Raw genomic sequence first — 26,502 nt, 5'->3', positions numbered from 1 at the left:
GCCTTTTATTTTTCTTGCAAAACTTTTTCAATCGCTGCAGCAACCCCATCATGATCACAATCTTTTGTAACCATTTGAGCATTATCTTTTACAGACGTTACCGCGTTTCCCATAGCTACACCAATTCCAGCATATTTAATCATACTTAAATCGTTCTCTTCATCCCCAATAGCCATTATATTTTCATTAGTTAAATTCAATTTTTGACACAGAATTTTCAATGCATTTCCTTTTGAAACGCCCTTGGGGTTAGCTTCATAGTAAAATGGGGCAGTTTTTGTAAATGTAATTTTATCGTCTAAATGCGCAAATGGCGTATGATCTGCAATTTTTTTATCCAAGTATTTTTGTTCATCAACGTACATGCACTTAATAATTGGCACATCTTTCATCTCAGCAGGAGTCCGATAAGAAATGCCTAAATTAACCAAATTAGCTTCGTATAGCGTAAAGTCTCCGATATCTCGATCGGCTGTATAAATACGATCTGGAGCAGAAGCATGAAAATGCAGCCCTAATTTTAAAGCTATTGTTTCTAAATCAAGGTAATTGTCATAGGTCAATTTCTTTTCAAATAAAACATTGCCAGAAGTTGTTTCAACTACGCCGCCTCCAAAGCAAACGACATATTCGTCATTTTGATTAGCCAAGTTTAATTCATGCAAAATTTGCTTTACACCGCTTAATGGCCTTCCAGTTGCAATCACAATCTTAATTCCAGCTTTTCTCGCCATTAAAATTGCATTCTTCACTCCCCTGGTCAGCTGTTTTTGAGAATTCAACAAAGTTCCATCAACATCAATTGCAATTACCTTAATTTCATTCATTCTCTTACCTCAACAAAGCTCCTAACAAAACAACTAAGCCAATACAACCAACCACACTCAACTGTAAACGCCAAGTAATCGTTAAATAAGCAATAAACTCCCGCACAAATGCATTTAGAGTAAAATACCATTTGGTTTTAGCTCCATAGCCAATGCAATCTAGCCCCATTCTCTTAGCTAAAACTAATGCGCGATACACATGATAAGAATTTGTGACAATTGCAAAACGTGAATCAGCTTTCATTAACTTATGCGAAAAAGCTAAATTTTGTCTAGTTGTCTTTGACTTATCTTCAACAATAATATCTTGTTTAGAGATTCCCTTTTCTTCGGCATACTTTGCCATTGCAGCTGCTTCAGGAATTTCTTCTCCTGGTCCTTGTCCACCTGACATAATAATTTTTGAACCTGGATTATTACGGTAAATCTCAATTCCACGGTTAATTCTAGCGGCAAGCAGCGGTGTCACTTTTTTTCCAATTAAACCAGCACCTAAAACTACGATATAATTTAATTTTTTTATCTTAAAATTAATCAGATTAATCCATGAAGTCAAAGTATACATCATCATAATAAAAATTAAATAAATGATGGTCAAATTAACAAATAAATACAAGTAGGTACCAAAATTATTGCGCGTTAATCGTCCAACTACAGGGAATAAGAATAAGTAAGCAATAATTCCAATTCCCATTGCTAATGATAAAAAGTTAGTCCAGCGATTACCTTCCCGAATTAAAATTTTAATTCCATTATAAATAAACATCACTATTAAAACTGCAATAAAGGCAAAGACCAAAACCATCAATGCAATTAAAATCACTGCAAAAACAAGTAGAACAAATTGGTGTGTAATTGGAAAAAACTCTGCTGCAATCATTAAGCTAACTACTGTGAGTAAACCGAAAGTTATTATTGTCCAAACTAACGTCATCCCTGACCACAGACTTCGTCTTTCATGGGTCAATACCCAAACAAAGGTTGCTAAAGCCAGTAAAAACAAAATTAATACAATTGAAAATGATAAGATCACTTATCATTTCACCACCTTAATGTAACGTAAACATCTCTAGATGTACCCTTTTCTTAATTATACAAAATAAATTGCACTGATACGTTTGCTTCAGTATAATTAAGAAAATATTTTTAGGGAGGAATCAATATGACAGATCAACTTTTAGTAACAACCACTGAAAATATTCCCAACCAAAAATACGAAATTATTGGTGAAGTTTTCGGTGTAACTACTCAATCAAAGAATGCTATTCGCGATTTTGGTGCTGGATTGAAAAGTATTGTTGGTGGTGAAATCAAAGCCTACACATCTATGCTAACTGAATCAAGAGATCAAGCGATTAATCGTCTTCGCCAGAATGCTGCAGATTTGGGAGCAGATGCTGTAGTAATGATGCGGTTTGACTCAGGATCTATTGCAGGAGATATGCAATCAGTAGTTGCTTACGGAACTGCTGTTAAATTTATTGACTAGCTAAAAAGACTGACATTAGTCAGTCTTTTTTATTTTCTTAAGCCTTTAGGGTAGAAATTCTTCAAAATTTGATCATTGCCGATTTTTCCAAAACTAAAGATGTGATTTTGATATGCGACTAAAACAAAACCTCGCAACTCACTATTTACCTTAATAGTTTCACCATGTAGATAATGTTCATAATCAGTTTCATTTTTCAAATTGAGCAATTGCTTTTGCTCTTTTTGACCTAAAACTTCAGCTAACTGATGACTAGGTTCAAAGCGTTTTTTCTTAAGTAGGCCTAATTCAACACCATTATTTAAAATGTGTAATTCATTTAATAATTCTGGATCAACAGCTGGGACAAAAACATGACCATTACTTTGTAAAACTGTTTTCTGCCAATTTTCTAAACTATCTGGCAGTACAAAATTATCTAAAACTTTTGCTACTGTTGTAATTTCATCCTTAGTTAAACGCGTAATAGAGCTCTTTTTCTGATGTTTTTTCTTTCTCTTCTTAACTTTACTTGAAGCATCTTCAACTGCTTCAGTATTTCTCAAATGGGCTACAAACTGACCTTCACCAACTCCATTCTGAAACCAAAGTCTAACTGTATCCTTTAATTCAGGCAAATTAGACTTTGACCAATCTGATTTACCCATTGACATTCCTGGATATAACTTTAAAGGTTCGATTTTTAAATGGTAGTTTTCAACTAACCAAGCAACTATTTCTTCATCTTCTTCTGGAGAATAGGTACAAGTAGAATAAACCAATTCACCGTCTGCCTTTAACATTTTCATTGCTTGTGTCAAAATTTCTTTCTGTCTTGCCTGACAAGTTAAGACATATTCTGGAGACCAGTACTGCATTGCTGCAGGATCTTTTCTAAACATTCCTTCACCAGAACAAGGTGCATCAACCAGAATCTTATCAAAAAAATTGGGTAACTTTTTTGATAAACGTTCAGGACTCTCATTTGTAACTACAACATTTGTAGCTCCCCACCGCTCTAAATTTTCACGTAAATCTTTAGCTCGACTCTTTGAAATTTCATTAGCCACTAAAAGTCCTTTATTTTCTAAAAAACTTGCTAGTGCAGTTGACTTACCACCGGGTGCAGCACATAAATCAAGTACCTTTTCTCCAGGTTTTACATTAAGGGCAACGGCTGGATACATTGCTGATGGGTCTTGAGAATAAACATAACCGCTAGTCCACTCACTGTCACGTCCCGAAATTCCACCATAATAACCATCACTAGTAAATTCAATGGGGTCTGCAAGACTATATTGGACATCGTGATAATTATTCTTTAAAGGATTTAATCGAAAGCCCTTCTTACTAGAACTATCAATTGCTGCAAAAAATTTATTGCTCTCTTCTTCTCCAAGCAAATTTTGATATTTCTTAATAAATTCAACTGGTAATGACATTATTTTTCCTTCTTAATTTTTATCGCAAGTAGCATCAACACGTATGTAATAATCTGCATAGCAAATACAACTAAATATAAAATATAAAGTTGACTATGATTAGAATAAAACTTCCAAGTCTGTAATCCTAAACTAGTTAATAAAACTACAATTCCGTTTGCCAAGAAAAAACGTAGTCCAGAATCAGCCAATAAGTGAGCCCAGATTTTTCCAGGTACAAATTTTAGGTTTACCGGATTTTCAGCTAAAACAGCAGCTATAGCTGCAACTACAAGAGCAATTACCACACACAAGATAGCTGCAATAAGTTTCTTAGTAGGACTAATTCCATGCTGTCTATTGTAAGTTTTACTGAAATCTTTAGTCTGCATGTTTCCTTTTAAATACGCATGCATAGAATTAGCTTCGTTTTTGTTTAAACCATCTACTACGATCTTATAATTAGTAATTGACTCTTTGGCAGTGGGCTGATTAATCCCTGTTGAAAGATAATAAACTGCTTGTCCATTTTGACTTTCGTTATTTCTCTTTAATTCACCAATAATGGTTACATAATCATTATTTTCCTTTAGATAATGATTATTTTGTAAAGTTACAACTTTACTTTTGGTATCCGCTGAAATAACTGCAAAAGGAATTGATCCATCAAAGTCGCTTTTAGTAAAGTAACGCGAGCTTCCTTTGGCCAATGGTTGACTCTTTAAATTATAATTAGCCCAAATTAATACTCGATCTGGAATATAATCTGATTCAAAATGAATCTGCACTTTATCATGAGCAAAATTTTTATTTACATAGTTTAATAACTGCTTAATATTATGCTTTTTCTTAGATTTAAAAACATAATATGTACTCGACAAACCATTATTATTCAAAACTTGGTCAGCTCTTTGAGATTGCTGGCGAGATAAAATCATCCCTAATCCCAAAAAGGCTACAAAAGAAATTATTAAAAGAATAAGTCGTTTTAGTTTCATTATTTTATTTCAAAAACCTTTTCGTTAATAAAATCAAAGCTTTGAAAGCTGCGATTAATTTTCGTATTAGTCCTACATTTTGCTTTCTGCCAAAAAGAAGTAGAATTTGTAGCACCATTTTTTTTCGCCAATAAACAATAACACTGGTTGATGATCAAGACTACGATATAAATCAAGAATCTTTAAATCATCTTCGCCAAAATTAGGCGCCCAGGAGCAAATGATCAGATCAACTTCAGGATGCTTTTTAATTGCACTTAAGGCATCCAGATTCTCTGTTGCAAAAATTGGAGCTTCTCCGGTTGTTGAACTTTTAGCCCAAGAAAAAGAATCACTTGCTGTTGCCTTTATCCCCACCTGACTTAAAGCCTTCGACCAATATGCATTTCCTGCCATAATTTCTAAGCTTGATTTAACATGATACTCTTGCTTAATTAACCTTGCTGTTTCTAAGTTTGGCAAAGACCAAACTCCATATTCTCTTGAAAGAAAACTACGGAAATTATTAAGTAAATTATTTGCTTCTTGGGCTTTATCTTTATTTCCAATATTATCTATCATTATATCTAAGCTATCAGGTAAAAATCCAAGTGAATTAGGTGATTTTGGTAAAATCTTTTTTTGCTGAATATTGGCAATTATATTATTAATTATGTCAACTTGTCTATGAAGAGGTAAATAATTCAGTTCTCTGTCTAATTGATTGAGTTTAATTTGATACTGTTTCATTTGATACATTCCCTATGAAATGATTTTACCATTCAAAATTAATAAAAACAGGTATAATAAAAGTGATGTAAGCATTAAGGAGCAAAAATTATGTCAAAACATAAAACTGAATCGGCTGAATCGCTTGGTCATTGGCTCCTGCAGGTATTCATTCTAGCAATTGTAATTTTTGGTTTATATATTTTTATGTTCCGCGTATTACTTGCTAATGAAACTATCACTGGACCATCAATGCAGCCAACCTTTGAGAATAATGATCGAATCATTGCAGTAAGACATTCTAAGCTCTCACGTGGTGATATTGTGATTTTACGAGCGCCAGATCAACCAGGCGCACTTTATATTAAGAGAATTATCGGAGTGCCTGGAGACAGCATTAAATCAAAAAATGATGTAATGTATATTAATGGAAAGCCAATCAAAGAGTCGTACTTAACAGAATACAAGAAAAAGCTTGCTAAGGGTCAACTATACACCAATAATTTCAGCCTGCAGCAGCTTTATCATGTAAAGCGAGTGCCAAAAGACTGTTATTTCGTAATGGGCGATCACCGGAATGTTTCAAAAGATTCACGGATGTTTGGCTTTATCAAGAAAAAAGATATTGTTGGTGAGGTCAAATTACGATATTTCCCATTTGATCAAATACAATGGTTTAAATAGATTTTTTTAGAAAGTGTGAATTATAAAATGAGTCCTGAAGAATTATCCGATGCAATTATTGAGTTTGAAGTTAAAAATAATGTCAACGATACAGCGCTTGCTTTCTCAAGTCACCTATCTGTAGAAAAATTGCATGCGATGAAGACTGGCGAAGCTAAGTACACAATGGAAGAAGCTGAACAAGTTTTAGATTATATTCAAGCTAATTCTTAATTTAAAATTACTGGCAGCAAAAAAAGGAATAGGGTTTTGAAAACAAATTTTCAAAATCTTATTCCTTTTTCTTATATCTTCGCTTCATGATACTTACGCAGAAGTACGACATTAATTGCAATCAAAATTATATCAACTGCTAAAACAACTGCCATGGTCAGATAATTACCAGTTAGATCAGACCTAACGTCAATAGCATCTTTACCTAAAGTTGTTAAAAACATTCCATTTTGTAAAAATCCTGTCACTGAATCCATGACGAACCAATAAACATTAATTAAGAATATTAATCCGATGCAAGTTAGCGAAACAACTACAAGGAAGTAAACTAGTTTACTTATCTTTTCTGGCAAGAAATCGCTAACTATTTTTCCAGTAAAGTTAATTAAACTAACCGCAAGATAAATAAAAATTCCAATTAAAATCAGCAAAACAATAACTGAAATCAAATCTGTTATATGGATATCTTGCCATAACTTTCCTTCACCAATTGAGCCGAAATTTTTAAATGTCGTTTTCCAAAACTCGTTTGTGCCAATTATTGGTAAACCTGCAATTAATATCATTGCTAATTGAATAACTACTAAATATAAGCCATCAACAATTGCAGAAAACAAATTTGCAAGTAGCAAGGTACTTTCCTTGATTGGTGCTAAACGCCAAGTCTGAGATGCATAAACTTGTTCATTTTTTCTACTTGATAGAAATAAGTAAGCTACATCAAACAAAGGTGTAATAGTAATAAACGAAATTAGGAAATATGCCTTACTTTCACCTTCAAAAGCAGAATAAAATAGTGCCCAAAAACCAAGCAGAATACCAACTACTATTTGTAAAAATACAAGACGCCGAACTAGTCGTACCTTATTTTTAGTTAATTCTTTAAATATTGATGAAAAAGACGTCATTAGGCATACCTACTTTCCCTCATGGAAGTCCTTCAAAAGCCAGATATTAATTGAACCTAAGATAATATCAATTAAGGCCATCATTAAATTACCTTCAGCAAATGCAACTAGACCATTACTTGTTTCGCCCCAACATAATTGATTTAGTAAACTGCCTAAATTGTTTGTTAATACAATAAAGATAAAAATCAAAACGATCATAATCACGAAACGAATTAACTTACTATGCTTATCAGGAAGAAAATCAGTGATTGTTCTACTTGAAAGATTAAGTGTTGTTACAATGCTATAAACTAAAATTGCAAATAATAAAAATGCTAATAATGCACTTAGCATTTCTCCGATTGGAAATGAATCAGAGAGCTTTTGCCAAAAGTCACCTGCGTGGCTTGACTTAGAGATAGCTTGATTAATTTCCCAGATATTGGTTCTTACATCATTACTTATTAACGCTGGTAAAAATGTAACAACGCCCATTCCAATTTGGATTAAAACTAAGTAAAGTCCGTTAACAATAGCTGATAATATATTAGCTAAGTAAAACTTACTAGATGAAACTGGAACCAGACGCCAAGTTTGCGAACTATATTCCTTTTCATTCTGCCAAGCAGAAAGCACTACATAAGCCATATCTGCCAAAGGGGCAAAAGTGAAGACCATTACAAACCAGGCTATTGGTTTATCTTGATTAGAAAATGCACCGCCATTTGAAAATAATGCCCAGAGTGCGAAAACGGAGGCTGCTACCAATTGCAAGAGAGCCAGTAAATAAACGCTGCGACGTTTCTTTTTACCCATTTGATTAAATAATGCTTTAAAAGTAGTCATGTTTATTCAGCTCCTTCATCTGCATATAAGCTTTCATAGTATTCCTCAATACTATGTCCCTTTGCTCTAATATCATCTGCTGAGAGATGACTAGCGATTTTCTTATCTTTTACAATTACAACTTCATCTAAAATCGTCGTAATTTCATTTACGAAGTGATCAGAAATAACAATAGTGCTATCTGGGCTCTTCCAAAGTAAGATTGAATTAATAATTCTTTTTCTAGCCATTGGATCAATTCCAGAAAACGGTTCATCAAGTAAGTATAATTTTGCTTCTCGACTCAAAGTTAGCGCAATTTCAAGTTTTTCGCGCATACCACGTGATAATTGTCCTAACTTCATATCGTTGTTGAGTTTCATAAATGAACGTAGCTGTTCAAATTTACTACTATCAAAATCAACAAATAATTTTTGATAAAATTCTTCTACCTCGCCAACCTTAGTAGAATCGCTTAAACCTTTTAGGTTATCTGTCATAGCAATGTTAGCCTTGCGGTAAACTTCACTGCCATCGCCATTAAGAAGTACTTCTCCTTGATAATGTTTGGCAATTCCTACAATCACTCTCATCAAAGTAGTCTTACCGGCACCATTTTCACCCAAAAGCGCAATAATCTTACCAGAATCAACGTCTAAATTTACATCTTCAAGAATAGTTTTTAAATTTTTGCGATATGTTAATCCTTTTACCTCAAGTAGTTTACTCATTTTAATCTCCCTTCTTCTCTTCTATGAACTTTTTAAGCTCCTCAAGCGTCTTTTCTGGAGTTAGGCCCAATTGTGCTGTACTTTCTAGAAATTCGCTCATTGTGTCCTTAATTAGCTCTCTACGCTTTTGTAAAATCAGCTCTGTATCCGTTGTAACGAATGATCCCAGTCCTATTCGAACTTCAAGAATACCTTCAGTATTCATTTGGTTAAGTGCTCGTTGAACAGTATTTACATTTACAGTTAGATCAACGGCTAATTGGCGAACTGAAGGAACTTTCTCTCCTGGCTTTATTTTGCCCAGAGCGATTTGTCGGTAAAGATACTTTTCAATTTGAACATAAATTGGAATATTATCTTGGAATTGCAATCTTTACACCTTCTTCACTAGTGTATGGTTTATCTATTACACTAATATAATACCAACATCTATTTTTAAATACAAGTTATATTTTTGTTTCACAGTTTTAAAATTATATTTTTTAATAAAAAAATAGCAGACAAAATGCTTATATTTCAAGCTTTTTATCTGCTATTTAGCAGGTTAATAGTATCAGTGTAAAACTATTTTTAATTTTTAATTAATTTATAAATGTTGATATTTGTACAATTAAGCAAGTTCAAGAAAAATAAAAAGTAATGAATTTAATCAAAAATAGTTAAAAATTGTTTCACTTTCTATTTATTTCTTATTTCTCTCAACATTCAATTGATTGATCTTACGTAAAACATCCACAGCTTTCCACATACTTTCGAGGACAGTATATTCATATCTACCATGCATGTTTTCTTCACCAGCAAAAAGATTTGGACAAGGCAAGCCCATATAAGTTAATTGTGAACCATCAGTACCGCCACGAACAGGATCTTCATTGACAGTAAGACCTTCAGCCTTATAAGCATCTCTAGCTAAATCAACAATCTCCATATGCTTTTCTAATTCATCAGCCATATTGTAATATTGATCCCACATCTTAAGCTTAATTCTCTCAGTGCCAAATTCGTCATTCATCTTCTTAACGATGTCTTTAACCAGATTCTTTCTTCTTTCAAGTCCATCGCGTTCAAAATCACGAATAATATAATCCATATGTGCTGAATCAACAGTTCCATCAAAATTCATTAAGTGGAAAAATCCTTCTCGACCATCAGTGTGTTCTGGACGATCATGTTCAGGTAATTGATTATGGAAATCAATCCCAACCTGAATTGCGTTGATCATTTGTCCCTTTGCTACTGCTGGGTGAACATTTACTCCTTGAATATCTAAGCCAAATTGAGCTGCTGAAAACGTACCCCAGTCAAGTTTTCCTGGTGCTTCACCATCAACTGTATAAGCAAAATCTGCTCCAAATTCTTCAACATCAAAATGTTCTGCTCCGGTTCCAATTTCTTCATCTGGAGTAAAAGCTAATTTAATTTCACCGTGTTTTTCTTCGGGATGTTCCATCAAGTATTCCGCAAAAGTCATAAGTTCTGAAATACCACACTTGTCATCCCCACCAAGTAAAGTATCGCCAGAAGCTGAAATAATCGTTTGACCCTGATAATTTTTTAAATGTGGAAAGACTTCAGGATCTAAGTAAAATTCGCTATCCCCTAATTGAATTTTAGACTTACCATCATAATTCTCTGTAATTTGCGGCTTGACATCAACTGAATTAAAGTCGGCTGTATCACAGTGTGCTAACAAGCCGAATGTTGGCACCTTATAGTCAATATTTGACGGAATAGTAGCAATTACACAGCCACTTTTTTGATTATAATGAACATCTTTAAGGCCTAATTCTTCTAGGTCCTTCATAATTACATTCTTTTGAAAGTTTTCTTCTCTTTCAGTTGATGGAAAACGGTCTGAATGCTCATCAGATCGTGAGTTTACTTTAACGTATTTTAAAAATCTTGGTAGTAAAGTTGGATATTCTGTCATTTTAATCTCCCCTAAAATAAATCTTGAAATGGATTAGTAGATACTTCTGATATTACTACAGGCACATTCCAATTATAGTCCTTATTCCACTTTTCAAGACGCTCGCCTACTTTATATTTAAAGAGCTTCTCAGTATAGTGACCTGGATCAACTACTGTTAAACCTGCAGATATCATATCATGCCCAACGTGATAATATACATCACCAGTAATAAATGCATCGACACCATCTACCAATGCCTGGCGCCAAAATTTGCCACCATCACCACAAATAAATGCTACAGTAGAAATTATTTTATCATTATCAGCAGTGATTAATCTTGCCATTGGAATTTGCATTTTATCTTTCACGTAGTAAGCAAATTCTTTAGCGGTCATTGATTTAGGTAATTTTCCTTTTCGACCAATTGCGATTCCATCAGCATCTAAAGCAAAGGGTTCAACATCTCTTAACTCTAATTCTTCTGCTTGCCAATCAGCTGAGCCATTTTGAGCTTTATCAGAATTAGTATGAATTGAATATACAGTAATACCGTTAGCAATTAATTTGCCATACATTGCATTTTGAGGATCAGAAAAGTCCAAGTTCTTTGCTGGTCTAAACATTACCGGATGATGACTAATGATCAAATCAACGCCGTTCTCAATTGCTTCATCTACTACTTGAGGGCGAACATCTAAGGTAGTCATTACTTTAGTAACTTCAGCATCCATCGATCCAATTTGCATTCCAACTGGATCACCTTCAGAGGCAATTTCTTCCGGAAAATCTCCCCTTAAACGATTTACAATATCTGCTACTTTTGTCATTTCAACACTTCCTCAATCATTTTAATTAAGTCATTTATTTTATTAATCTTATCCTCATCTTTATTCTTAGCCTTATTCAAATTAGCCTTTAAATTTTGATAATATCTAAGTTGATTAGTCCACTTTTTAATAAAAACAGGATTTTTTTCTTTTAATAAAAATGGACCAAATGACAATTCCTGCTCAGATAAATCATGCTTGTTTGTCTTAATTTCTGCCTTAATTATTTCATAAATATGGCCAGCTACCTCAATAATTTTCTCAGCTACAATTTCATATTGATGATCCATCAACCACTTTCTTACTAGTGATTCACCAATATTAGCCTCCAAAATTAAGGTTGGATATTTTTTACCTTCTTGATAAGCCGTTTCTAAAAGATTAGTCATCAGCTTTCCGCCCATTCCCGCGATTACCACGGTATCAATTCGATCTTCAGCCTTTAAAGTCTCTAAGCCCGATCCTAATCTTGTTTCAATTTTATTTTCTAAACCTGCTTGTTCAATATCTTGTTTTGCATTATTCAAGGGGCCGGCTGCAACATCACTTGCAATTGCAAAGTTAATTTTTCCTTCTTTTACTAATGCTATTGGTAAATACGCATGATCAGTGCCAATATCAGCCAATCGACTTTCAGGATCTACCATTTTACCAATTTGAGCTAGTCTTTCTTCTAACACACTCTCACCTCTTACTAAAAATTTTAGCATAGATAGTTTAAAACTTACTTGAAAATATTTTATAAGAAACAAGCCTTGTAGCAATTTTACGATTACTACAAGGCTTGTCATCATATAAATATCTTAATCTAAGAAATCTTTTAATTGGTTTGAGCGACTTGGATGACGTAACTTACGTAACGCTTTAGCTTCAATCTGTCTGATACGTTCACGAGTTACTCCAAATACCTTACCAACTTCTTCAAGAGTACGAGTACGTCCATCATCTAGACCGAAACGTAAACGCAATACATTCTCTTCACGATCAGTTAAAGTATCAAGAACTTCCTCAAGTTGTTCCTTCAATAGTTCGTAAGAAGCATGTTGCTCGGGACTAGTTGCATCTTTATCTTCGATAAAGTCACCTAAGTGAGAATCATCTTCTTCACCAATTGGAGTTTCAAGAGAAACAGGTTCTTGAGCAATTTTCAAGATCTCACGAACCTTATCAGTTGGCATGTCCATTTCAGCACCAATTTCTTCTGGAGTTGGTTCTCTACCTAAATCTTGCAAAAGTTGTCTTTGAATTCTAATCAACTTGTTGATTGTTTCAACCATGTGAACTGGAATACGAATAGTTCTAGCTTGGTCAGCAATTGCACGAGTAATTGCTTGTCTAATCCACCAAGTTGCATAAGTTGAGAACTTGAATCCTAAACGATAGTCAAACTTGTCAACAGCTTTCATTAAGCCCATGTTACCTTCTTGAATTAAGTCTAAGAAGGACATTCCACGACCAACATAACGCTTGGCAATAGAAACAACCAAACGTAAGTTAGCTTCAGCAAGTTCTTGCTTCGCTTCTTCGTCGCCAGCTTCAATTCGCTTAGCTAAGGCAATTTCTTGGTCCGCATTCAACAACGAAACACGTCCAATTTCTTTCAAATACATCCGCACTGGATCGTTCATTCTTACACTTGAAGGTGCAGACATATCCTTTAATTCAGCTTTTTCAACATCTTTTTGCTTCTTTAAAGCTAATTTAGAAGGTTCGCCTTTTTCATCAACGATACTAATTCCATTGTCTTCAAATTCTTGAACAAGTTGATCTACCGCTTTTCCTTGAAGATTATATGGCTTAATTAGTTGAGCAGTAAATTCTTTTTCAGTGATTTGTTTATCTTTTTTAACTTCCTTAACAACTTCCTTGACTTTCTTATCAAGTGTCATTGTTGCTTCTTTTTTGGTAGTCTTACTCTCTGCCATGTAAAAAAGCCCCCTCTAAAACTTCTTTCTTCTTAACGCAATTACTTTTTGCGCTATTTCAAGCTCCAAACTATTATCTTGTTTTCTTTGAGCTTCCTTTAATTGATTAAGCAAGTCGTTTAATTGCTCATCAATCTTGCTCTTTTCCAATGCCCTTAATTGATCATCTAACTCACGCTTAGAATAATCAGGAGGCATCGGAATCATTTCCATATTAATAATTATACCTTGAAGTTCCTCAGGAATAAAATCAATAAAACCCTTCACTTCTGCTTCATCATGGGTTTGATGATATTTTAGCCAAAATTCTGCTAATTTTGCATAACGCTCATCCGGGAATAAAAACTGCTGACTTAAAAGGTAATCTCTTGCTTCATCACTATGTATAAATAGGTACAGTAAGCGATCTAAAGCTGGATTTCTAGTTTCACTATCAGTTCCTGCTTGAGCTTCTTTAGGCTCTGCTGATTCACTTACATTCTCCATTAATGTAGATGCTTGATAAGCTTGCTGATGATTTCTAGCTCTTTGTAATTTTCGTCTCTCACGTACAAAAGTCACTTTAAGAGATTCACGAGTTACGCCAGTTTGACGTGCCAGTTTATCAAGATACAAATCAGCAGCTACAGGATCATTTAATCCTGCAATCATTTGGACAGCTGCTGTTATATAAGCTAGTTTTTCTCGATCATTATGCAAATTATACTGATTTGCTAATCTTTCAAGTAGAAAATCTGTTGAACTAAGAGCACCTGCAACTTCTGCACGGTATTTTTCTTTTCCATATTTTTTTACATATTCATCTGGATCAAGATTTTCTGGTAAAACAATTATTCCTAAATTAAAGCCTTGAACTTGCCCAAATAATTTTGTTGCACGTTCAGCAGCATGAATACCAGGTGGATCTCCATCATAGTTAACCAAAATATTAGGTGTAATTCGCCTTAGCATATAAACTTGCTCGGTCGTTAAGCTGGTTCCCATTGAAGCTACACCAGACTGAATGCCAGCTTTATAAGCAGCAATAACATCCATGTAGCCTTCATAAAGAATCAAATGTTTTTCACTTCTAGCTGCTTTTTTTGCTTCAGCAAAATGAAATAACAGTTTAGATTTATTAAAAATCTTAGTTTCTGGACTATTCATATATTTAGCAATAGTTTTATCATTGCTAATTCTTCGACCAGAAAAACCAACTGTATAGCCTGATTCATCCCCTAAAGGAAACATCAAACGATCACGAAAGCGGTCAAATAATTGACCATCTTGCGATTCAACAAATAACCCACTTTCTCTTAGATCATCATCAGTGTAATCTTTCTGTTTTAGATAAGTAAGGAGAATATTATCACTATCTGGTGCATACCCTACCTTAAAATGCTTTAGCAAGTCATCGGTTAATTCACGCTTTCTGGCATATTTAAGCGCTCTTTCACCAACTTTAGTGGTTAGCAGAATATGTTGGTAAAATTCCGTTGCCTGCCGATACATCTTCTTTAATGGACTAAGTGGCTTGCCCGCTTCTCCGTAACCTTCTGGCATCTGAAGATGCGCCAATTCAGCCACTTTTTTAACACTTTCAGGAAAAGTAAGATGATCCTGATACATTAAAAACTTAAATACATTTCCGCCTTTGCCGCATCCAAAGCACTTAAAAAACTGCTTACCTTCACTAACAGTAAAAGATGGCGTTTTTTCTTGGTGGAAGGGACAAAGTCCTAGATAGTCTTTACCCTTTTTTTCTAAAGAAACATATTGACTTATTACATCAACAATATCGACAGAATTGCGAACTTCGTCGATAAATTGTTCAGGAATACGTCCTGCCATCAATGGATCATCCCAATCAACTATTATTTAATTACTAATTTACTTAAGTCACCCATTCGATCAGCCAAGTTATTAACCTTTAATAATTGTGCCAAACGATTATTCTTTACTTTTTCGTCCTTATCAAGAATCATATTACTTTCAAAGTAATTGTTAATTACAGGTTGTAATTCAACAAAACCTTTGTATAGATCAGCAATACTCAAATCAGTATTTTCTTCTAGTGCATTTACACCAGCGTTTAGTTCTTCTTCACTTACATCTTGGAAAAGACTTTCATCAACTTTAGCAGCATTTCTATATTTTGCCTTCTTCAAAATGTTAGTAATTCTAGTCAAACTTTCAACTACTGGCTTAAAGTCAGCATCATCGTGGTGCATTTGTAAAGTCTTAGCTGCTGCTAAAATTTGAATTGGATCTTGTTGGCTAGATGCAAGTACCGCATCGATAACATCGTAATCATACTTTTCAACTTGCAATTGTTGCTTTACACGGTCACGGATAAAGTCAGCAATTTCATTTTCAGCTTCAGCATCCTTAGGTAATTTAGCTGCAGTTTTACCAGACAATAATTGAATTAATTCTGGTAAAACATCTTTGACAGGAAGTGACCAACCTTCGTTCAACAAAATTCTTACAATTCCGTAAGCGTTTCTTCTTAAAGCATATGGGTCATTAGATGATGAAGGGATCATACCTGCACCGAAGAATGAAATAATTGTATCTAATTTATCAGCAATTGAAAGAAGAGAACCCACAGTTGTACTTGGCAAATCTCCTTCAGCACTTGTTGGCATATAGCTTTCTTTAATTGCTACACTAACATTTTCATCTTCACCAGTTAAACGAGCATAATGCATTCCCATTACACCTTGTAATTCGGCAAATTCACCAACCATTGAGGTAACAAGGTCAAATTTGTAAATATCACTAACTCGATCAAAATCCTTCATTTCAGTTTCTGAAATATTGAATTTCTTACCAAGGTAGTCACCAATAATTTGGACACGTGCCATATGTTCAGCAACAGAACCAATCTTGTCGTGGAAAGAAACATTCTTAAGCTTGTCAACAAAGTGTGCCAATGGGTATTTCTTATCTTCGTCATAGAAGAATTGAGCATCATCTAAACGTGCAACAAGAACTTTTTCATTACCGGCAATTACGTTATCTAAGTATTCACTGTTACCATTTCTAACAGCAATAAAGTGATTAATCAACTTGCCATTTTCATCATAAACTTCAAAGTATCTTTGATTATCTTTCATTGAAGTAATTAAAACTTCATCTGGGATATTCAAGTACTTTTCATCAAAAGAACCAGCAAAAACAGTTGGATATTCAACTAAGTTGGTAACTTCTTCAAGTAATCCCTTATCAATGTTTACTTTCCAGTTATGTTGAGCAACTAATTCTTGAATTTGATTAAGAATCATGCCCTTACGTTCATCAGCATCGGCAATCACATATTGGCTCTTCAATGCTTCTTCATAGTCATCTGCATTTGCAAGTACAACGCTATCACCTAAAAAGCGGTGGCCTTGAGTTTTGCGACCAGCAACTACATCAAGTAATTTAACTGGTACAACTTCACTACCAAGTAAAGAAACCATCCAATGAATTGGACGTACAAACTCAAAATCATTGCTGTCCCAACGCATTTTAGTTGGGAAAGTCATGGCTTTAATGATATCGCTCATGCCCATTAAAATGTCAGAAGCTTTTTTACCTTCTTTTTGAACATGAACATAAGCATATTCAGTTCCTTTAAGCTCTTCAAAGTAAATATCGTCAGTCGTCATCCCTTGACCACGAGCAAAACCTTGAGCAGCTTTCGTCCAATTGCCATCTTTATCTTGAGCAATTTTCTTAGCAGGACCTTTTTTTACTTCATCAATATCATCTTGCTTTTCAGCCAAGTCTTCAACCAAAATAGTCAAGCGACGTGGAGTTGAATAAGTCTTAATGTCTTTAAAAGAAAGGCCATTTTCCTTAAGATACTTTTTAGTACGATCAGCTAATTGCTTAACACTTCTAGAAACAACGTGAGCTGGCATTTCTTCAGTACCAATTTCAAATAAATAATCTTTAGTCATTGTTTTGCCCCGCTTTCTTAGTTTCTTCTTGGTGTTTCAATAATGGGAAGCCACGCTTTTCACGTTCTTCAACAAATCCCTTCGCAGCAAGGTGAGCCAAGTTTCTAATTCTTGATAAGTAACCTGCTCTCTCAGTAACTGAAACAGCACCACGTGCATCAAGTAAATTAAATGTATGGCTACACTTCAAGATGTAATCGTAAGCTGGGTGAATCAAGTTTTGACTCAACAAACGTTTAGCGGTTGCTTCATAAATATCAAAGAACTTAAGCAACTGGTCTTGATCGCTTTCTTCAAAGGCATACTTAGAATGTTCATATTCTGGTTGCTTGAAAATATCACGATACTTGACGCCATCTCCCCATTCAAGGTCAAAGACTGAATTGACATCTTGAATATAAGAAGCAAGACGCTCAACACCATATGTAATCTCACTCATTGTTGGTTTTACATCAAGTTCGCCAACAACTTGGAAGTAAGTAAATTGAGAAACTTCCATTCCATCAAGCCATACTTCCCAACCAACACCGGCACAACCCATAGATGGATTTGCCCAGTTATCTTCAACGAATCTGATATCATGCTCAAGAGGTTCGATTCCTAAAACTCTTAAACTATCTAAGTAATATTGTTGAATGTCTTTTGGTGCAGGCTTAATAACAACTTGGAATTGATGGTGTTGGTATAAACGGTTAGGGTTATCACCATATCGACCATCAGCAGGTCTTCTTGAAGGCTCAACATAGCAAGCTGCCCAAGGTTCTGGCCCAACAGCACGTAAAAATGTATATGGACTCATTGTCCCGGCACCTTTTTGCTCATCATATGAAGGCATAATCATACAACCTTTAGAGGCCCAGAACTGTTCCAATTTAAAAATCATATTCTGGATATTCAGTTTTTCTGACATCTATACTCTCTCCTCACAACATAGGCATAAAAAAAGCCTATGCAAAAATTGCATAGGGACGATTTACTTCGCGGTTCCACCCTAATTCAGGAAAATATTCTTCCTGCCCTTAATTAACAACTTTGACTAAAAGGTGCCTTTTCCCAAATGCACTTCCACCATTCTGCACTCGCTGTCTTGGTACTTTTCTATTCCTTTATAGTTGTCAAAATACGTTTATATTTTATCATCTTTTATAAAAAAAGACTAGTAAGAAACCTCACTAGTCTTTAAACGAATATAAAAAGTCAACAGCTAAAAAAGCGCCAATTCATCAAGAAACTTCTTAGTTTTCAAGTTAAGATCTAAATAGTTAGCATACATCCGATCAATAACCTTGCCAGAATTCTTTTTTAATTGCGGATTAATTTTTACTTTTCCTAAACGATCAATATCAACTAAAGCTAGAGTCCGTATCAAAGCAACTACTTTAGGATCTAGATGCATCCTTTGACTGACACTATTAAAGTGATCACTACAAATAATTCCACCTAATTCCAACGAATAGTCAAACGTGCCTTGCACCTTCCCGCAAATTAAACATCGATCTAACTGCGGTGCTACTCCATATGCATTAAGCAACTTCAATTGCACCATTTGGGTAATGACTGCCGCATCTTCTCCAGAATTTATCTTCAGCAACGCTTTCATAATCAAATCATAAAAGCTCCCAATATCCTTATATTCAACAAAAGCATGGTCAAGCAAGTCTAAAACATAACTCGAATACGCATTCTTAGTTAAATCTAAATATAATTGGTCTAACTGCTTTACATCCTTAAAAGTTCGCAGCGTACTGATTCCCTTCCAATTTGTATTTACAATATATTTTCCATAAGAGAAGTTAAGGGTTGCAGCTCCTAATCTGGACTTTGGTCTCAGTGCTCCTCTAACATCTATTGTAAAAATACCATGATCTTTCGTCATGATCTTGGCTAGAACATCAGCTTCTTTATATTTTTTTCTTTTAAAAATTAATCCTTGAACCTCACAAAGTTCACGTACCATCTATCTTAATTCCTTGGCATTATATCCAATAGATTTAAGGAAGGCAGGATCAGAACGCCAATTCTTTTGAACCTTAACCCATAGACGTAAATTAACTTTTTCGCCTAATAAAGCTTCAATTTCTTGACGTGCAGCAATTCCAATCTGCTTCAGCATTTGACCCTTTTTACCAATTATAATGCCTTTTTGACCTGGACGTTCAACATAAATTGTAGCCTCAATTTGAAGCTTACCACCTTCATGATCCCGCATTCGGTCAACTACCACGGCCGTTGCATGTGGGACTTCTTCATGAGTGAGCTTCAAAACTTGCTCGCGAATTAATTCAGCCACAATAAAATATTCTGGACGATCAGTCAATTGGTCTGCATCATAAAATTGCGGACCTTCTGGCAGATACTTGGCAATTGTTTTAATCAATTCGGAAACATTATTTCCTTGAGAAGCAGAAATTGGAACAATTTCAGCAAAATCGCCTAGATTCTTGTACGAATCTATAATAGATAATAACTTATCTGGGTGGACTTTATCAATCTTATTTATCACTAAAAATACAGGTTTTTTAATTTTCTTAAGAAGTTCAGCAATATATTGGTCTCCCTTACCTGCTGGTTCAGGTTCAACCATAAATAAAACAACGTCTACTTCATCTAAAGCTGAGTAACTCGACTTATCCATAAAGTCATCTAACTTGTTTTTAGGCTTATGAATCCCAGGAGTATCGATAAACACAATTTGCTCTTGATCATCAGTATAAATACCAGATATTTTGTTTCTAGTTGTTTGTGGCTGTGGTGACATAATCGCTACTTTTTGACCTACCAAAAAGTTTAAAAGTGTCGACTTACCAACATTGGGTCTACCAATTAAAGCTACAAAGCCTGATTTATAGTCCTTTTTTTCATCCATCATTGTTACATCCTTTTATTTAAGTCTTAGTGAATTTGCTTTCCGTGATTTTCCTGATCCGGATGAAGCGGAAGCCCATATTCACGTAAAACTTTGCCTTGGATACCAAACATTACTTTAGCTTCATCATCCTCAATATGATCAAAACCATTTAAATGCAAGTATCCATGAACTAGTGTATATCCAAACTCACGATTAAATCCAGTTTCATACTCGACACTATGTCTTTTTATTACTTCTGGGCAAAGAAATAGATCTCCAATATCTTCAACAAAATCAGGATCATCATTAAAAGCAGACATAAAGTCTTCGTCTAATCCATCTTCAATTGCAAAAGAAATCACATCGGTTGGTCGATCTTTTCCACGATATTTTTTATTGATTTCGTGAATTTTTTCGGAAGAAACAAAATTAATACTCATTTCTTGAGCATTTTCCTTATTAATTTCTTTTTTGGCCGACAAAAGCAGATTGGTAATCCAAGGGATCCAATCTTTATCGTCATTATCTAAGAAATTAACTTCATCATTGAAAGAAATATCTAAGTTATTCAAATTTTAGTGTCCTTCTTTTTCATAAGCTCTAACAATTTTAGCTACTACTGGGTGACGAACAACATCATTGAAGGTAAAGTTAATGAATTTTACTTGTTCAATATTTGCAAGTATATGTTCAGCTTGCAATAACCCACTCTTTGCTTTTCCTGGTAAGTCAATTTGAGTTTGGTCACCATTAACAACCATCTTAGAATTAAAACCTAATCTAGTTAAAAACATCTTCATTTGAGCTTGAGTAGTGTTTTGTGCTTCATCAAGAATTACAAAAGCATCATCTAAAGTTCTACCACGCATATAAGCAAGAGGTGCAACTTCAATCACTCCTCGCTCCATCAACCGATTAGTCGTTTCAACTCCTAAAATTGCATATAAAGAATCATAAATTGGTCTTAAATATGGGTCAACTTTTTCCTTCAAATCTCCAGGTAGAAATCCCAGTGATTCTCCTGCTTCAACAGCTGGTCTGGTTAGAATTATGCGTGATACCTCACCTTTCTTAAAGGCCGCAATTGCCATAACTACTGCTAAAAAAGTTTTCCCTGTACCAGCCGGTCCAATTCCAAAAACAACGTCATATTTTTGAATAGCTTCGATATAGCGCTTTTGCCCCATGTTCTTAACTCGAACCGGGCGTCCCTTAGTATCCCTGATTAAAATCTTATTGTATAACTCACCAAAGAACTCCAAAGTTCCTTTGTCGGCCATTTTAATTGCGCTTACGACATCAGTTGCAGTAATAGTAACTCCTCGGGTAACAACCTTATCTAAAGCAGTAAAAATTTGCATAATTTTCTTAACAAGGCTTTCTTCCCCAGTTACTTCAATCTCACTACCAGTATCAGTAACTTGTACATCGTAAGATTCTTCAATTAAACGCAAATTTGCATCGTTAATCCCAACTAAGTTCATAATTGTTTCAGGTTTAGTTGGTGTAAATGTTGCTTCTATAGTTTGTCCCACTTAAAATTGAACCTCCATTATATCAAGCGATTAGTTAAGCTTCTTACCAACAATTGAAGAAGCGGCCTTGCCATCAGCCTTACCTTTGATTTTTGGCATTAAAGCTTGCATAACTTTACCGAAGTCTTTCTTAGAACTTGCACCGACTTCTTTAATTGTCTCCTCAACTGTTTGTTCAAGCTCTTCTTTAGACATTTGTTTTGGCATATATTTTTCAATTTGTTGCATTTCTTTTTTAGTTTGAGCAATTAAATCGTCTCTACCTGCCTTAGTAAATTCTTCTAAAGATTCTTTACGTTGCTTAAGTGCACTAGACAAAACTGTTAATTCATCATCGCTAGTTAGGTCATGTCCCACTTTAATCTTATAATTCATTACTGCAGCCTTAAGTGAGCGAATAGTTGTTAAAGCTTCCTTATCTTTAGCCTTCATAGCTGATTTCATATCTTGCATTAAAGTATCATTTAGTGACATTTATTTTTCTCCTCTTTAATCAAAACTTACAAAGTCTATTTTAAACTTTTTATACAAAAAAAGCTCTTGATAGAGCGAATTTCTATCAAGAGCTTTCTTTATATTAATAATGTCTACGCTTACGAGCAGCTTCGGATTTTAACTTTCTCTTAACGCTTGGTTTTTCGTAGAATTCACGCTTGCGGTATTCTTGCAAGGTACCACTTCTAGAAACGGAACGTTTGAAACGACGAAGAGCATCATCAATAGACTCGTTTTCGTGAACGATTGTCTTAGCCATGTGAGATCCCTCCTTCCATTTCTTGGCACACAAATATGTGCCACAACAATATAGTTAAATTATAGCTAAACGAGAAAAGTCGGTCAATAGTCGATTAACATTTTTCTAACTTATTTTGGTATAATTTAGGTAAACAATGAGGTGAAGATATATGACTGAAGAAAAGAAAGAAAATCAAAAAATCGTTAACTTAATTATTATCTCTGACTCTGTTGGAGATACTGCGTTTAACATGGTGCAAGCTGGTGCTGTTCAATATCCAGACGTGAAGTTTAATTACCGTCGCTATCCATTTATTACTAATCGTGAAAAACTAGAAAAAGTTTTCGACGAAATCACAGAATTTGAAAACGTATTAATTGCGTTTACATTAATTCACGAAGATGAACAATTAGCCGCAATCAAATTCGCACGTGAACATAATATGAAGTATGTAGACTTACTTTCAGGTGTAATTGAAAACATTCACTCCTTAACCGGTGAAGAACCAAAACACGAAATCGGTGCTGTTCACCACATGGGACAAAACTATTTCGACAGAATTTCTGCAATGGAATTTGCCGTAATGTATGATGATGGAAAAGATCCTAAAGGATTCTTAGAAGCAGACGTTGTTTTGCTTGGAGTTTCAAGAACTTCGAAGACCCCTCTTTCATTATTCTTAGCAAACAAGAATTTGAAAGTAGCTAACTTACCTCTTGTCCCTCAAACTCATATTCCAGATGAAATTTATAAAGTTGATCCTAAAAAGATTATTGGCTTAACTAATGACCCATCTGTCTTAAATGAAATTAGGCGCCAAAGAATGATTGCTTACGGCTTAAATCCTGATACAACTTACTCAAATATGGATTCTATCAATGCCGAACTTGACGCTGCTAATAAGCTTTATAAGAAACTTGGTTGTTACGTAATTAATGTTGCACACCGTTCAATTGAAGAGACAGCTGCTTTAATTATGGAACACCTTGGCATCGATGACTATGCTAAATAATTAGTTTTATAAACATATTTCAAAAGGCTTAACCCACAACTTATGTAGATTAAGCCTTTTTACTTACCTATTAAACTGGTTTCTGCTCCTTGAAGCGTCCATATACTTTATCAACTTCGCTTACGCTCATAAATGCATAAGGATCAGATTGAATAACAATATTATAAATATCAAACATATCATAACGATCAATGATTGTCATTAAAACAGTTTTTTCCGTATGACTATATGCACCTTCAACATCATGAAAGATTGTAATACCGCGGTGCATCTTGCGTTGAATTCCTTCAATAATATGTTTCGGGTGTTCGGTAACGATAAAGACTTGCATTTTTTGATGTTGCGTATAAACAGCGTCAATCACTCTACCATTAACAAAAATGTTCAAAGCCGTATATAAAGCTCTCGTCCAGCCAAAAACAAAACCAGCACAGATAACAATGATCAGATTAAAGAAAATGTTAATTTGACCGAAACTTTTACCAGTCTTTTTTCTTAAAATAATGCCTAAAACGTCTAAACCACCTGTAGAAATTCCTGATTTCAAGGCGATTCCTGTTCCAACACCATTAATTACGCCACCAAATAAAGCACAAATGATTGGATCATAAGTAATCTTGATTGGAGCAATTACTCGCATCATAATCGATCCAAGTAACACGGCAATAATAGTAAAAATTGTAAAGCGATGTCCTATTTTACACCATCCCAAGATAAAAAGCGGAATGTTTAAAACAAAGTACATCACTGAGGTCGATAAGGTAAACGGCATGAATCGTTCAGACACTGATTGAATAATCTGCGCAAATCCCGTAATACCAGAGGCGTAAATCTTACCAGGTCCCCAGAAAAAGTTCAGGGCAACCGCAACCGCCAAAGCATAAAGAAAAGCAGCAGATAATTTTGAAATTAGATAGTGTCTACGAGACAGCTTTTCTAATTGACTCATCTTGATTTTCCTTTTTATATCAAATAATATTTTGCACTATCTATTCTAACAATCATTATTAAAAAATAAAGCTAATTCTAGTCCCTATTTAGCTATTATTTTTTCCAGTGCTTTTCAATAAATTGTGATCTGCCACCAGCTTCTTCAATTTGATAACGTAATGGATCCTTTTTATAGAAATCTTGATGATAATCCTCTGCTGGATAAAAGGTACTGGCAGGTTCAATCTTAGTCACAATCGGTTCATCAAATTTACCAGATTGCTCAAGCTGCATTTTAGATTCTTCAGCAATTTCTTTTTGCTTAGGAGAATTATAGAAAATAATTGGTTGATACTGACTTCCCCGATCTTGGAATTGTCCCATTGCATCTGTTGGATCAGTTACTTGCCAATAAATATCAACTAGTTTCTTATATGAAATGATTTTGGGATCGAATGTTATCTCTACAGCTTCAACGTGTCCTGTTGTCCCAGTACAAACTTCTTCATAACTTGGATTCTTAACATGACCACCAGTATAGCCAGAAACAACACTAATGATGCCTGAGTAAGTGTCAAAAGGTTCAACCATGCACCAGAAACATCCGCCAGCAAAGATAGCTGTGTCATAGTGCGATTCTTTAGTATTATCAAGGGGTTTAGCTACTTTCATTTTATTAGCACTTCTTTCTAATTTCGAATAATTGTGAATTATTTTCACTATTTTTTCGTTATAGCTTTATATATAAAAATAGCGAATTAATTATTTAGTTCATAATCAATTCACTATTTAGCTTAAATTATTTACTTAATATTTACTATTATTTTATCTCTAATAATTCTTTTTCAATCACTGGTAGCCAGCTTAATTTATAGCCAGCACGTGTTGGATGAATTGGATCAAGCATATAAAGTTCTCTGTCTTTTTCACTATAATTAAAAGAATCATCATCCCACATATTAAGAAAATCAAAGCCCCATTTACTTTGCAATTCTTTAACTCTTTCAACCATTTGACCATAGAATTCTGAATCAAATTTTGGATTACTAAAAATCAAAACAGGACAATTCCAGTTCTTCTTTACATAATTTAAAATATATTCAATTGCACCCGTTACTGTCTGTGCATCAAAATTATCATCTGTAGCGATTTCGCCTAGATCTTCTTTTCCTTTAATTGCATCATTAGTTGAAAGTTGCAAGACAAATGTTGTCAACTTTTCTAAAACTGGCAATCTTCCGATTCTACCAATGTATGAATTAGAGTCATTATCAACTAGTGTTGTTCCCGAAACAGCATCTTTAAAAGCACAAATATTATCTTTTTTACTTAAATAGTCAACAAATGATTCACCTAAAGCACCAGCACCATAGGTCACTGAACTACCCAAAAAAGCAATCTGATTATTAATTAAATCACTGGGTTCCATCTTAGTTTGAGCAACGCTATATTTTTTTGCATTTCCTTCAGCCTTAATTGCCTTAGTTAAAAATTCGGGATTATTCTTTCCAAATTTCAATAATTCTGGAATATGTTCTTCAGGTACATCTAAATTATAAAGTTCTTCTTCAAAATTCATTTTTATCGTCCTTTGAATAACTTCTTATATTCTTTATAACCTTCCTCCTCTAGCTTATCATATGGAATGAACTTTAACGCAGCAGAATTAATACAATATCTTAATCCACCTTGATCAACGGGACCATCTATAAAAACATGACCTAAATGAGAATCAGCTACTGGACTCTTTACCTCAGTTCGCTCCATCCCATGAGATTGATCTCGGTGATAAACAAGCTTTTCGATCGGCTTAGTAAAACTTGGCCAGCCACAACCAGCATCATACTTATCTTCACTAGAAAATAATGGCTCACCAGATACCACATCAACATAAATTCCTTTTTGGTTAAAATTATCATACTTTCCAGTAAAAGGATATTCAGTCGCAGCATGCTGAGTAACTTCATATTGCTCTGAGTTTAATTTCTTCAGTGCTTCTTCTTTATTAAACATTTTCTCACCTTCTTGTTTAAACATATCAAATTTTAATAGAAAATTGTTGTTTCATGATTTTTGTTTCTATACA

The 26,502-nt window shown here is 34.4% G+C and carries 29 protein-coding genes and 1 pseudogene; 4 read left to right on the top strand and 26 right to left on the bottom strand.

Translation table 11 applies throughout. The features are described 5' to 3' along the window. Nucleotides 1-5: 5 nt before the first annotated feature. Both LpgJCM5343_RS04270 and LpgJCM5343_RS04265 read right to left on the bottom strand, forming a co-directional pair. Nucleotides 6-827, bottom strand: coding sequence for a Cof-type HAD-IIB family hydrolase (locus LpgJCM5343_RS04270; protein WP_101890653.1), 822 nt, complete (start codon nt 825-827; stop codon nt 6-8). Nucleotides 828-831: 4 nt separating this feature from the next. Then, complete coding sequence (locus tag LpgJCM5343_RS04265) at nt 832-1,860, bottom strand: YdcF family protein (protein WP_113576164.1); 1,029 nt, start codon at nt 1,858-1,860, stop codon at nt 832-834. Nucleotides 1,861-1,989: 129 nt separating this feature from the next. Between LpgJCM5343_RS04265 and LpgJCM5343_RS04260 the strand changes: the two genes are divergently transcribed. Further along, entirely contained in the window at nt 1,990-2,316 is a 327-nt protein-coding gene (locus LpgJCM5343_RS04260) for a heavy metal-binding domain-containing protein (RefSeq protein ID WP_003648959.1), read from the top strand. Between the two features lie 29 nt (nt 2,317-2,345). Here the strand turns inward: LpgJCM5343_RS04260 and LpgJCM5343_RS04255 are convergent, their stop codons facing one another. From LpgJCM5343_RS04255 to LpgJCM5343_RS04245, 3 genes and pseudogenes are all read right to left on the bottom strand, one after another. Continuing rightward, on the bottom strand, nt 2,346-3,737 hold the full coding sequence (locus LpgJCM5343_RS04255) for an RsmB/NOP family class I SAM-dependent RNA methyltransferase (protein ID WP_101890651.1): 1,392 nt from the start codon (nt 3,735-3,737) through the stop codon (nt 2,346-2,348). Beyond that, entirely contained in the window at nt 3,737-4,714 is a 978-nt protein-coding gene (locus LpgJCM5343_RS04250; RefSeq protein ID WP_101890650.1) for a hypothetical protein, read from the bottom strand. Before LpgJCM5343_RS04250 ends, LpgJCM5343_RS04255 begins: the two co-directional genes overlap by 1 nt. Then, a pseudogene (locus LpgJCM5343_RS04245) lies at nt 4,714-5,443 on the bottom strand (SAM-dependent methyltransferase). Before LpgJCM5343_RS04245 ends, LpgJCM5343_RS04250 begins: the two are co-directional and overlap by 1 nt. 90 nt (nt 5,444-5,533) lie before the next feature. Here LpgJCM5343_RS04245 and lepB point away from each other — a divergent pair. Together lepB and LpgJCM5343_RS04235 are read left to right on the top strand one after the other, a co-directional pair. Then, nucleotides 5,534-6,106, top strand: coding sequence for a signal peptidase I (gene lepB, locus LpgJCM5343_RS04240; protein ID WP_101890649.1), 573 nt, complete (start codon nt 5,534-5,536; stop codon nt 6,104-6,106). Nucleotides 6,107-6,133: 27 nt separating this feature from the next. Then, on the top strand, nt 6,134-6,319 hold the full coding sequence (locus LpgJCM5343_RS04235) for an LBP_cg2779 family protein (RefSeq protein WP_003648964.1): 186 nt from the start codon (nt 6,134-6,136) through the stop codon (nt 6,317-6,319). Between the two features lie 71 nt (nt 6,320-6,390). Here LpgJCM5343_RS04235 and LpgJCM5343_RS04230 read toward each other — a convergent pair whose 3' ends face one another. The 17 genes from LpgJCM5343_RS04230 to rpsU all read right to left on the bottom strand — a co-directional run bounded on the left by LpgJCM5343_RS04230 (nt 6,391) and on the right by rpsU (nt 22,492). Then, nucleotides 6,391-7,227, bottom strand: a complete 837-nt coding sequence (locus LpgJCM5343_RS04230) for a hypothetical protein (RefSeq protein WP_048686857.1) — start codon at nt 7,225-7,227, stop codon at nt 6,391-6,393. 9 nt (nt 7,228-7,236) lie between these two features. Next, nucleotides 7,237-8,055: an ABC transporter permease gene (locus LpgJCM5343_RS04225; RefSeq protein ID WP_101890648.1), complete on the bottom strand. Its 819-nt coding sequence runs from the start codon at nt 8,053-8,055 to the stop codon at nt 7,237-7,239. A 2-nt stretch (nt 8,056-8,057) separates the two neighbouring features. Continuing rightward, entirely contained in the window at nt 8,058-8,765 is a 708-nt protein-coding gene (locus LpgJCM5343_RS04220; protein WP_003648967.1) for an ATP-binding cassette domain-containing protein, read from the bottom strand. Nucleotide 8,766: 1 nt separating this feature from the next. Beyond that, nucleotides 8,767-9,135: a GntR family transcriptional regulator gene (locus LpgJCM5343_RS04215; RefSeq protein WP_113576165.1), complete on the bottom strand. Its 369-nt coding sequence runs from the start codon at nt 9,133-9,135 to the stop codon at nt 8,767-8,769. A gap of 312 nt (nt 9,136-9,447) precedes the next feature. Beyond that, a complete protein-coding gene (gene pepT / locus LpgJCM5343_RS04210) occupies nt 9,448-10,695 on the bottom strand; it encodes a peptidase T (protein WP_101890647.1) in 1,248 nt (415 codons plus the stop codon). Nucleotides 10,696-10,706: 11 nt separating this feature from the next. Then, nucleotides 10,707-11,504, bottom strand: a complete 798-nt coding sequence (locus LpgJCM5343_RS04205; protein WP_101890646.1) for a Nif3-like dinuclear metal center hexameric protein — start codon at nt 11,502-11,504, stop codon at nt 10,707-10,709. Next, a complete protein-coding gene (locus LpgJCM5343_RS04200) occupies nt 11,501-12,214 on the bottom strand; it encodes a tRNA (adenine(22)-N(1))-methyltransferase (protein WP_101890874.1) in 714 nt (237 codons plus the stop codon). Before LpgJCM5343_RS04200 ends, LpgJCM5343_RS04205 begins: the two co-directional genes overlap by 4 nt. Before the next feature lie 93 nt (nt 12,215-12,307). Continuing rightward, complete coding sequence (gene rpoD, locus LpgJCM5343_RS04195; RefSeq protein ID WP_003647189.1) at nt 12,308-13,429, bottom strand: RNA polymerase sigma factor RpoD; 1,122 nt, start codon at nt 13,427-13,429, stop codon at nt 12,308-12,310. A gap of 15 nt (nt 13,430-13,444) precedes the next feature. Further along, nucleotides 13,445-15,259, bottom strand: a complete 1,815-nt coding sequence (gene dnaG, locus LpgJCM5343_RS04190) for a DNA primase (RefSeq protein WP_101890644.1) — start codon at nt 15,257-15,259, stop codon at nt 13,445-13,447. A gap of 23 nt (nt 15,260-15,282) precedes the next feature. Beyond that, nucleotides 15,283-17,355, bottom strand: a complete 2,073-nt coding sequence (gene glyS / locus LpgJCM5343_RS04185) for a glycine--tRNA ligase subunit beta (protein ID WP_003648973.1) — start codon at nt 17,353-17,355, stop codon at nt 15,283-15,285. Further along, on the bottom strand, nt 17,348-18,265 hold the full coding sequence (glyQ, locus tag LpgJCM5343_RS04180; RefSeq protein ID WP_003648974.1) for a glycine--tRNA ligase subunit alpha: 918 nt from the start codon (nt 18,263-18,265) through the stop codon (nt 17,348-17,350). The genes glyS and glyQ overlap by 8 nt, the downstream gene beginning before the upstream one ends. 294 nt (nt 18,266-18,559) lie before the next feature. Further along, complete coding sequence (gene recO / locus LpgJCM5343_RS04175) at nt 18,560-19,312, bottom strand: DNA repair protein RecO (protein ID WP_065169751.1); 753 nt, start codon at nt 19,310-19,312, stop codon at nt 18,560-18,562. After that, nucleotides 19,313-20,224 (bottom strand): GTPase Era, encoded by a 912-nt coding sequence (gene era / locus LpgJCM5343_RS04170; RefSeq protein WP_003656193.1) that lies wholly within the window; start codon nt 20,222-20,224, stop codon nt 19,313-19,315. A 23-nt stretch (nt 20,225-20,247) separates the two neighbouring features. Further along, on the bottom strand, nt 20,248-20,775 hold the full coding sequence (gene ybeY, locus LpgJCM5343_RS04165) for an rRNA maturation RNase YbeY (protein ID WP_039156841.1): 528 nt from the start codon (nt 20,773-20,775) through the stop codon (nt 20,248-20,250). Between the two features lie 3 nt (nt 20,776-20,778). Then, nucleotides 20,779-21,687 (bottom strand): PhoH family protein, encoded by a 909-nt coding sequence (locus LpgJCM5343_RS04160; protein WP_251827460.1) that lies wholly within the window; start codon nt 21,685-21,687, stop codon nt 20,779-20,781. Between the two features lie 81 nt (nt 21,688-21,768). Next, complete coding sequence (locus LpgJCM5343_RS04155) at nt 21,769-22,212, bottom strand: GatB/YqeY domain-containing protein (protein ID WP_039156843.1); 444 nt, start codon at nt 22,210-22,212, stop codon at nt 21,769-21,771. A 103-nt stretch (nt 22,213-22,315) separates the two neighbouring features. After that, complete coding sequence (gene rpsU, locus LpgJCM5343_RS04150) at nt 22,316-22,492, bottom strand: 30S ribosomal protein S21 (protein ID WP_003647180.1); 177 nt, start codon at nt 22,490-22,492, stop codon at nt 22,316-22,318. A 151-nt stretch (nt 22,493-22,643) separates the two neighbouring features. Between rpsU and LpgJCM5343_RS04145 the strand changes: the two genes are divergently transcribed. Beyond that, complete coding sequence (locus tag LpgJCM5343_RS04145; RefSeq protein WP_020807321.1) at nt 22,644-23,486, top strand: pyruvate, water dikinase regulatory protein; 843 nt, start codon at nt 22,644-22,646, stop codon at nt 23,484-23,486. Nucleotides 23,487-23,556: 70 nt separating this feature from the next. Here the strand turns inward: LpgJCM5343_RS04145 and LpgJCM5343_RS04140 are convergent, their stop codons facing one another. From LpgJCM5343_RS04140 to msrB, 4 genes are all read right to left on the bottom strand, one after another. Continuing rightward, nucleotides 23,557-24,435 carry a YitT family protein gene (locus LpgJCM5343_RS04140; protein ID WP_003647178.1) on the bottom strand — a complete coding sequence of 293 codons (879 nt, stop codon included), beginning with the start codon at nt 24,433-24,435 and terminating at the stop codon, nt 23,557-23,559. Nucleotides 24,436-24,530: 95 nt separating this feature from the next. Then, a complete protein-coding gene (gene msrA / locus LpgJCM5343_RS04135) occupies nt 24,531-25,088 on the bottom strand; it encodes a peptide-methionine (S)-S-oxide reductase MsrA (protein ID WP_113576166.1) in 558 nt (185 codons plus the stop codon). Between the two features lie 148 nt (nt 25,089-25,236). Then, nucleotides 25,237-25,995: an SGNH/GDSL hydrolase family protein gene (locus LpgJCM5343_RS04130; RefSeq protein ID WP_077959044.1), complete on the bottom strand. Its 759-nt coding sequence runs from the start codon at nt 25,993-25,995 to the stop codon at nt 25,237-25,239. 2 nt (nt 25,996-25,997) lie between these two features. Continuing rightward, entirely contained in the window at nt 25,998-26,429 is a 432-nt protein-coding gene (gene msrB / locus LpgJCM5343_RS04125) for a peptide-methionine (R)-S-oxide reductase MsrB (protein WP_101890639.1), read from the bottom strand. Nucleotides 26,430-26,502 lie beyond the last annotated feature (73 nt).

The sequence above is a fragment of the Lactobacillus paragasseri genome (assembly GCF_003584685.1).
Classification (GTDB): Bacteria; Bacillota; Bacilli; order Lactobacillales; family Lactobacillaceae; genus Lactobacillus; species Lactobacillus paragasseri.
This window is presented reverse-complemented; position numbering and strand designations above follow the sequence as displayed.

Bases quoted from the DNA above. Each gene is read 5' to 3' on its own strand.
- LpgJCM5343_RS04145 (WP_020807321.1), top strand. From the start codon at position 22,644: ATGACTGAAGAAAAGAAAGAAAATCAAAAAATCGTTAACTTAATTATT.
- glyS (WP_003648973.1), bottom strand. From the start codon at position 17,355: ATGACTAAAGATTATTTATTTGAAATTGGTACTGAAGAAATGCCAGCT.
- glyQ (WP_003648974.1), bottom strand. From the start codon at position 18,265: ATGTCAGAAAAACTGAATATCCAGAATATGATTTTTAAATTGGAACAG.
- dnaG (WP_101890644.1), bottom strand. From the start codon at position 15,259: ATGGCAGGACGTATTCCTGAACAATTTATCGACGAAGTTCGCAATTCT.
- LpgJCM5343_RS04235 (WP_003648964.1), top strand. From the start codon at position 6,134: ATGAGTCCTGAAGAATTATCCGATGCAATTATTGAGTTTGAAGTTAAA.
- LpgJCM5343_RS04220 (WP_003648967.1), bottom strand. From the start codon at position 8,765: ATGAGTAAACTACTTGAGGTAAAAGGATTAACATATCGCAAAAATTTA.
- rpoD (WP_003647189.1), bottom strand. From the start codon at position 13,429: ATGGCAGAGAGTAAGACTACCAAAAAAGAAGCAACAATGACACTTGAT.
- LpgJCM5343_RS04205 (WP_101890646.1), bottom strand. From the start codon at position 11,504: ATGACAAAAGTAGCAGATATTGTAAATCGTTTAAGGGGAGATTTTCCG.
- LpgJCM5343_RS04160 (WP_251827460.1), bottom strand. From the start codon at position 21,687: ATGAACTTAGTTGGGATTAACGATGCAAATTTGCGTTTAATTGAAGAA.
- LpgJCM5343_RS04230 (WP_048686857.1), bottom strand. From the start codon at position 7,227: ATGACGTCTTTTTCATCAATATTTAAAGAATTAACTAAAAATAAGGTA.
- pepT (WP_101890647.1), bottom strand. From the start codon at position 10,695: ATGACAGAATATCCAACTTTACTACCAAGATTTTTAAAATACGTTAAA.
- LpgJCM5343_RS04255 (WP_101890651.1), bottom strand. From the start codon at position 3,737: ATGTCATTACCAGTTGAATTTATTAAGAAATATCAAAATTTGCTTGGA.
- LpgJCM5343_RS04155 (WP_039156843.1), bottom strand. From the start codon at position 22,212: ATGTCACTAAATGATACTTTAATGCAAGATATGAAATCAGCTATGAAG.
- rpsU (WP_003647180.1), bottom strand. From the start codon at position 22,492: ATGGCTAAGACAATCGTTCACGAAAACGAGTCTATTGATGATGCTCTT.
- msrA (WP_113576166.1), bottom strand. From the start codon at position 25,088: ATGAAAGTAGCTAAACCCCTTGATAATACTAAAGAATCGCACTATGAC.
- LpgJCM5343_RS04130 (WP_077959044.1), bottom strand. From the start codon at position 25,995: ATGAATTTTGAAGAAGAACTTTATAATTTAGATGTACCTGAAGAACAT.
- LpgJCM5343_RS04270 (WP_101890653.1), bottom strand. From the start codon at position 827: ATGAATGAAATTAAGGTAATTGCAATTGATGTTGATGGAACTTTGTTG.
- lepB (WP_101890649.1), top strand. From the start codon at position 5,534: ATGTCAAAACATAAAACTGAATCGGCTGAATCGCTTGGTCATTGGCTC.
- recO (WP_065169751.1), bottom strand. From the start codon at position 19,312: ATGGTACGTGAACTTTGTGAGGTTCAAGGATTAATTTTTAAAAGAAAA.
- LpgJCM5343_RS04225 (WP_101890648.1), bottom strand. From the start codon at position 8,055: ATGACTACTTTTAAAGCATTATTTAATCAAATGGGTAAAAAGAAACGT.
- LpgJCM5343_RS04250 (WP_101890650.1), bottom strand. From the start codon at position 4,714: ATGAAACTAAAACGACTTATTCTTTTAATAATTTCTTTTGTAGCCTTT.
- LpgJCM5343_RS04140 (WP_003647178.1), bottom strand. From the start codon at position 24,435: ATGAGTCAATTAGAAAAGCTGTCTCGTAGACACTATCTAATTTCAAAA.
- LpgJCM5343_RS04200 (WP_101890874.1), bottom strand. From the start codon at position 12,214: ATGCTAAAATTTTTAGTAAGAGGTGAGAGTGTGTTAGAAGAAAGACTA.
- LpgJCM5343_RS04260 (WP_003648959.1), top strand. From the start codon at position 1,990: ATGACAGATCAACTTTTAGTAACAACCACTGAAAATATTCCCAACCAA.
- era (WP_003656193.1), bottom strand. From the start codon at position 20,224: ATGATGGATGAAAAAAAGGACTATAAATCAGGCTTTGTAGCTTTAATT.
- msrB (WP_101890639.1), bottom strand. From the start codon at position 26,429: ATGTTTAATAAAGAAGAAGCACTGAAGAAATTAAACTCAGAGCAATAT.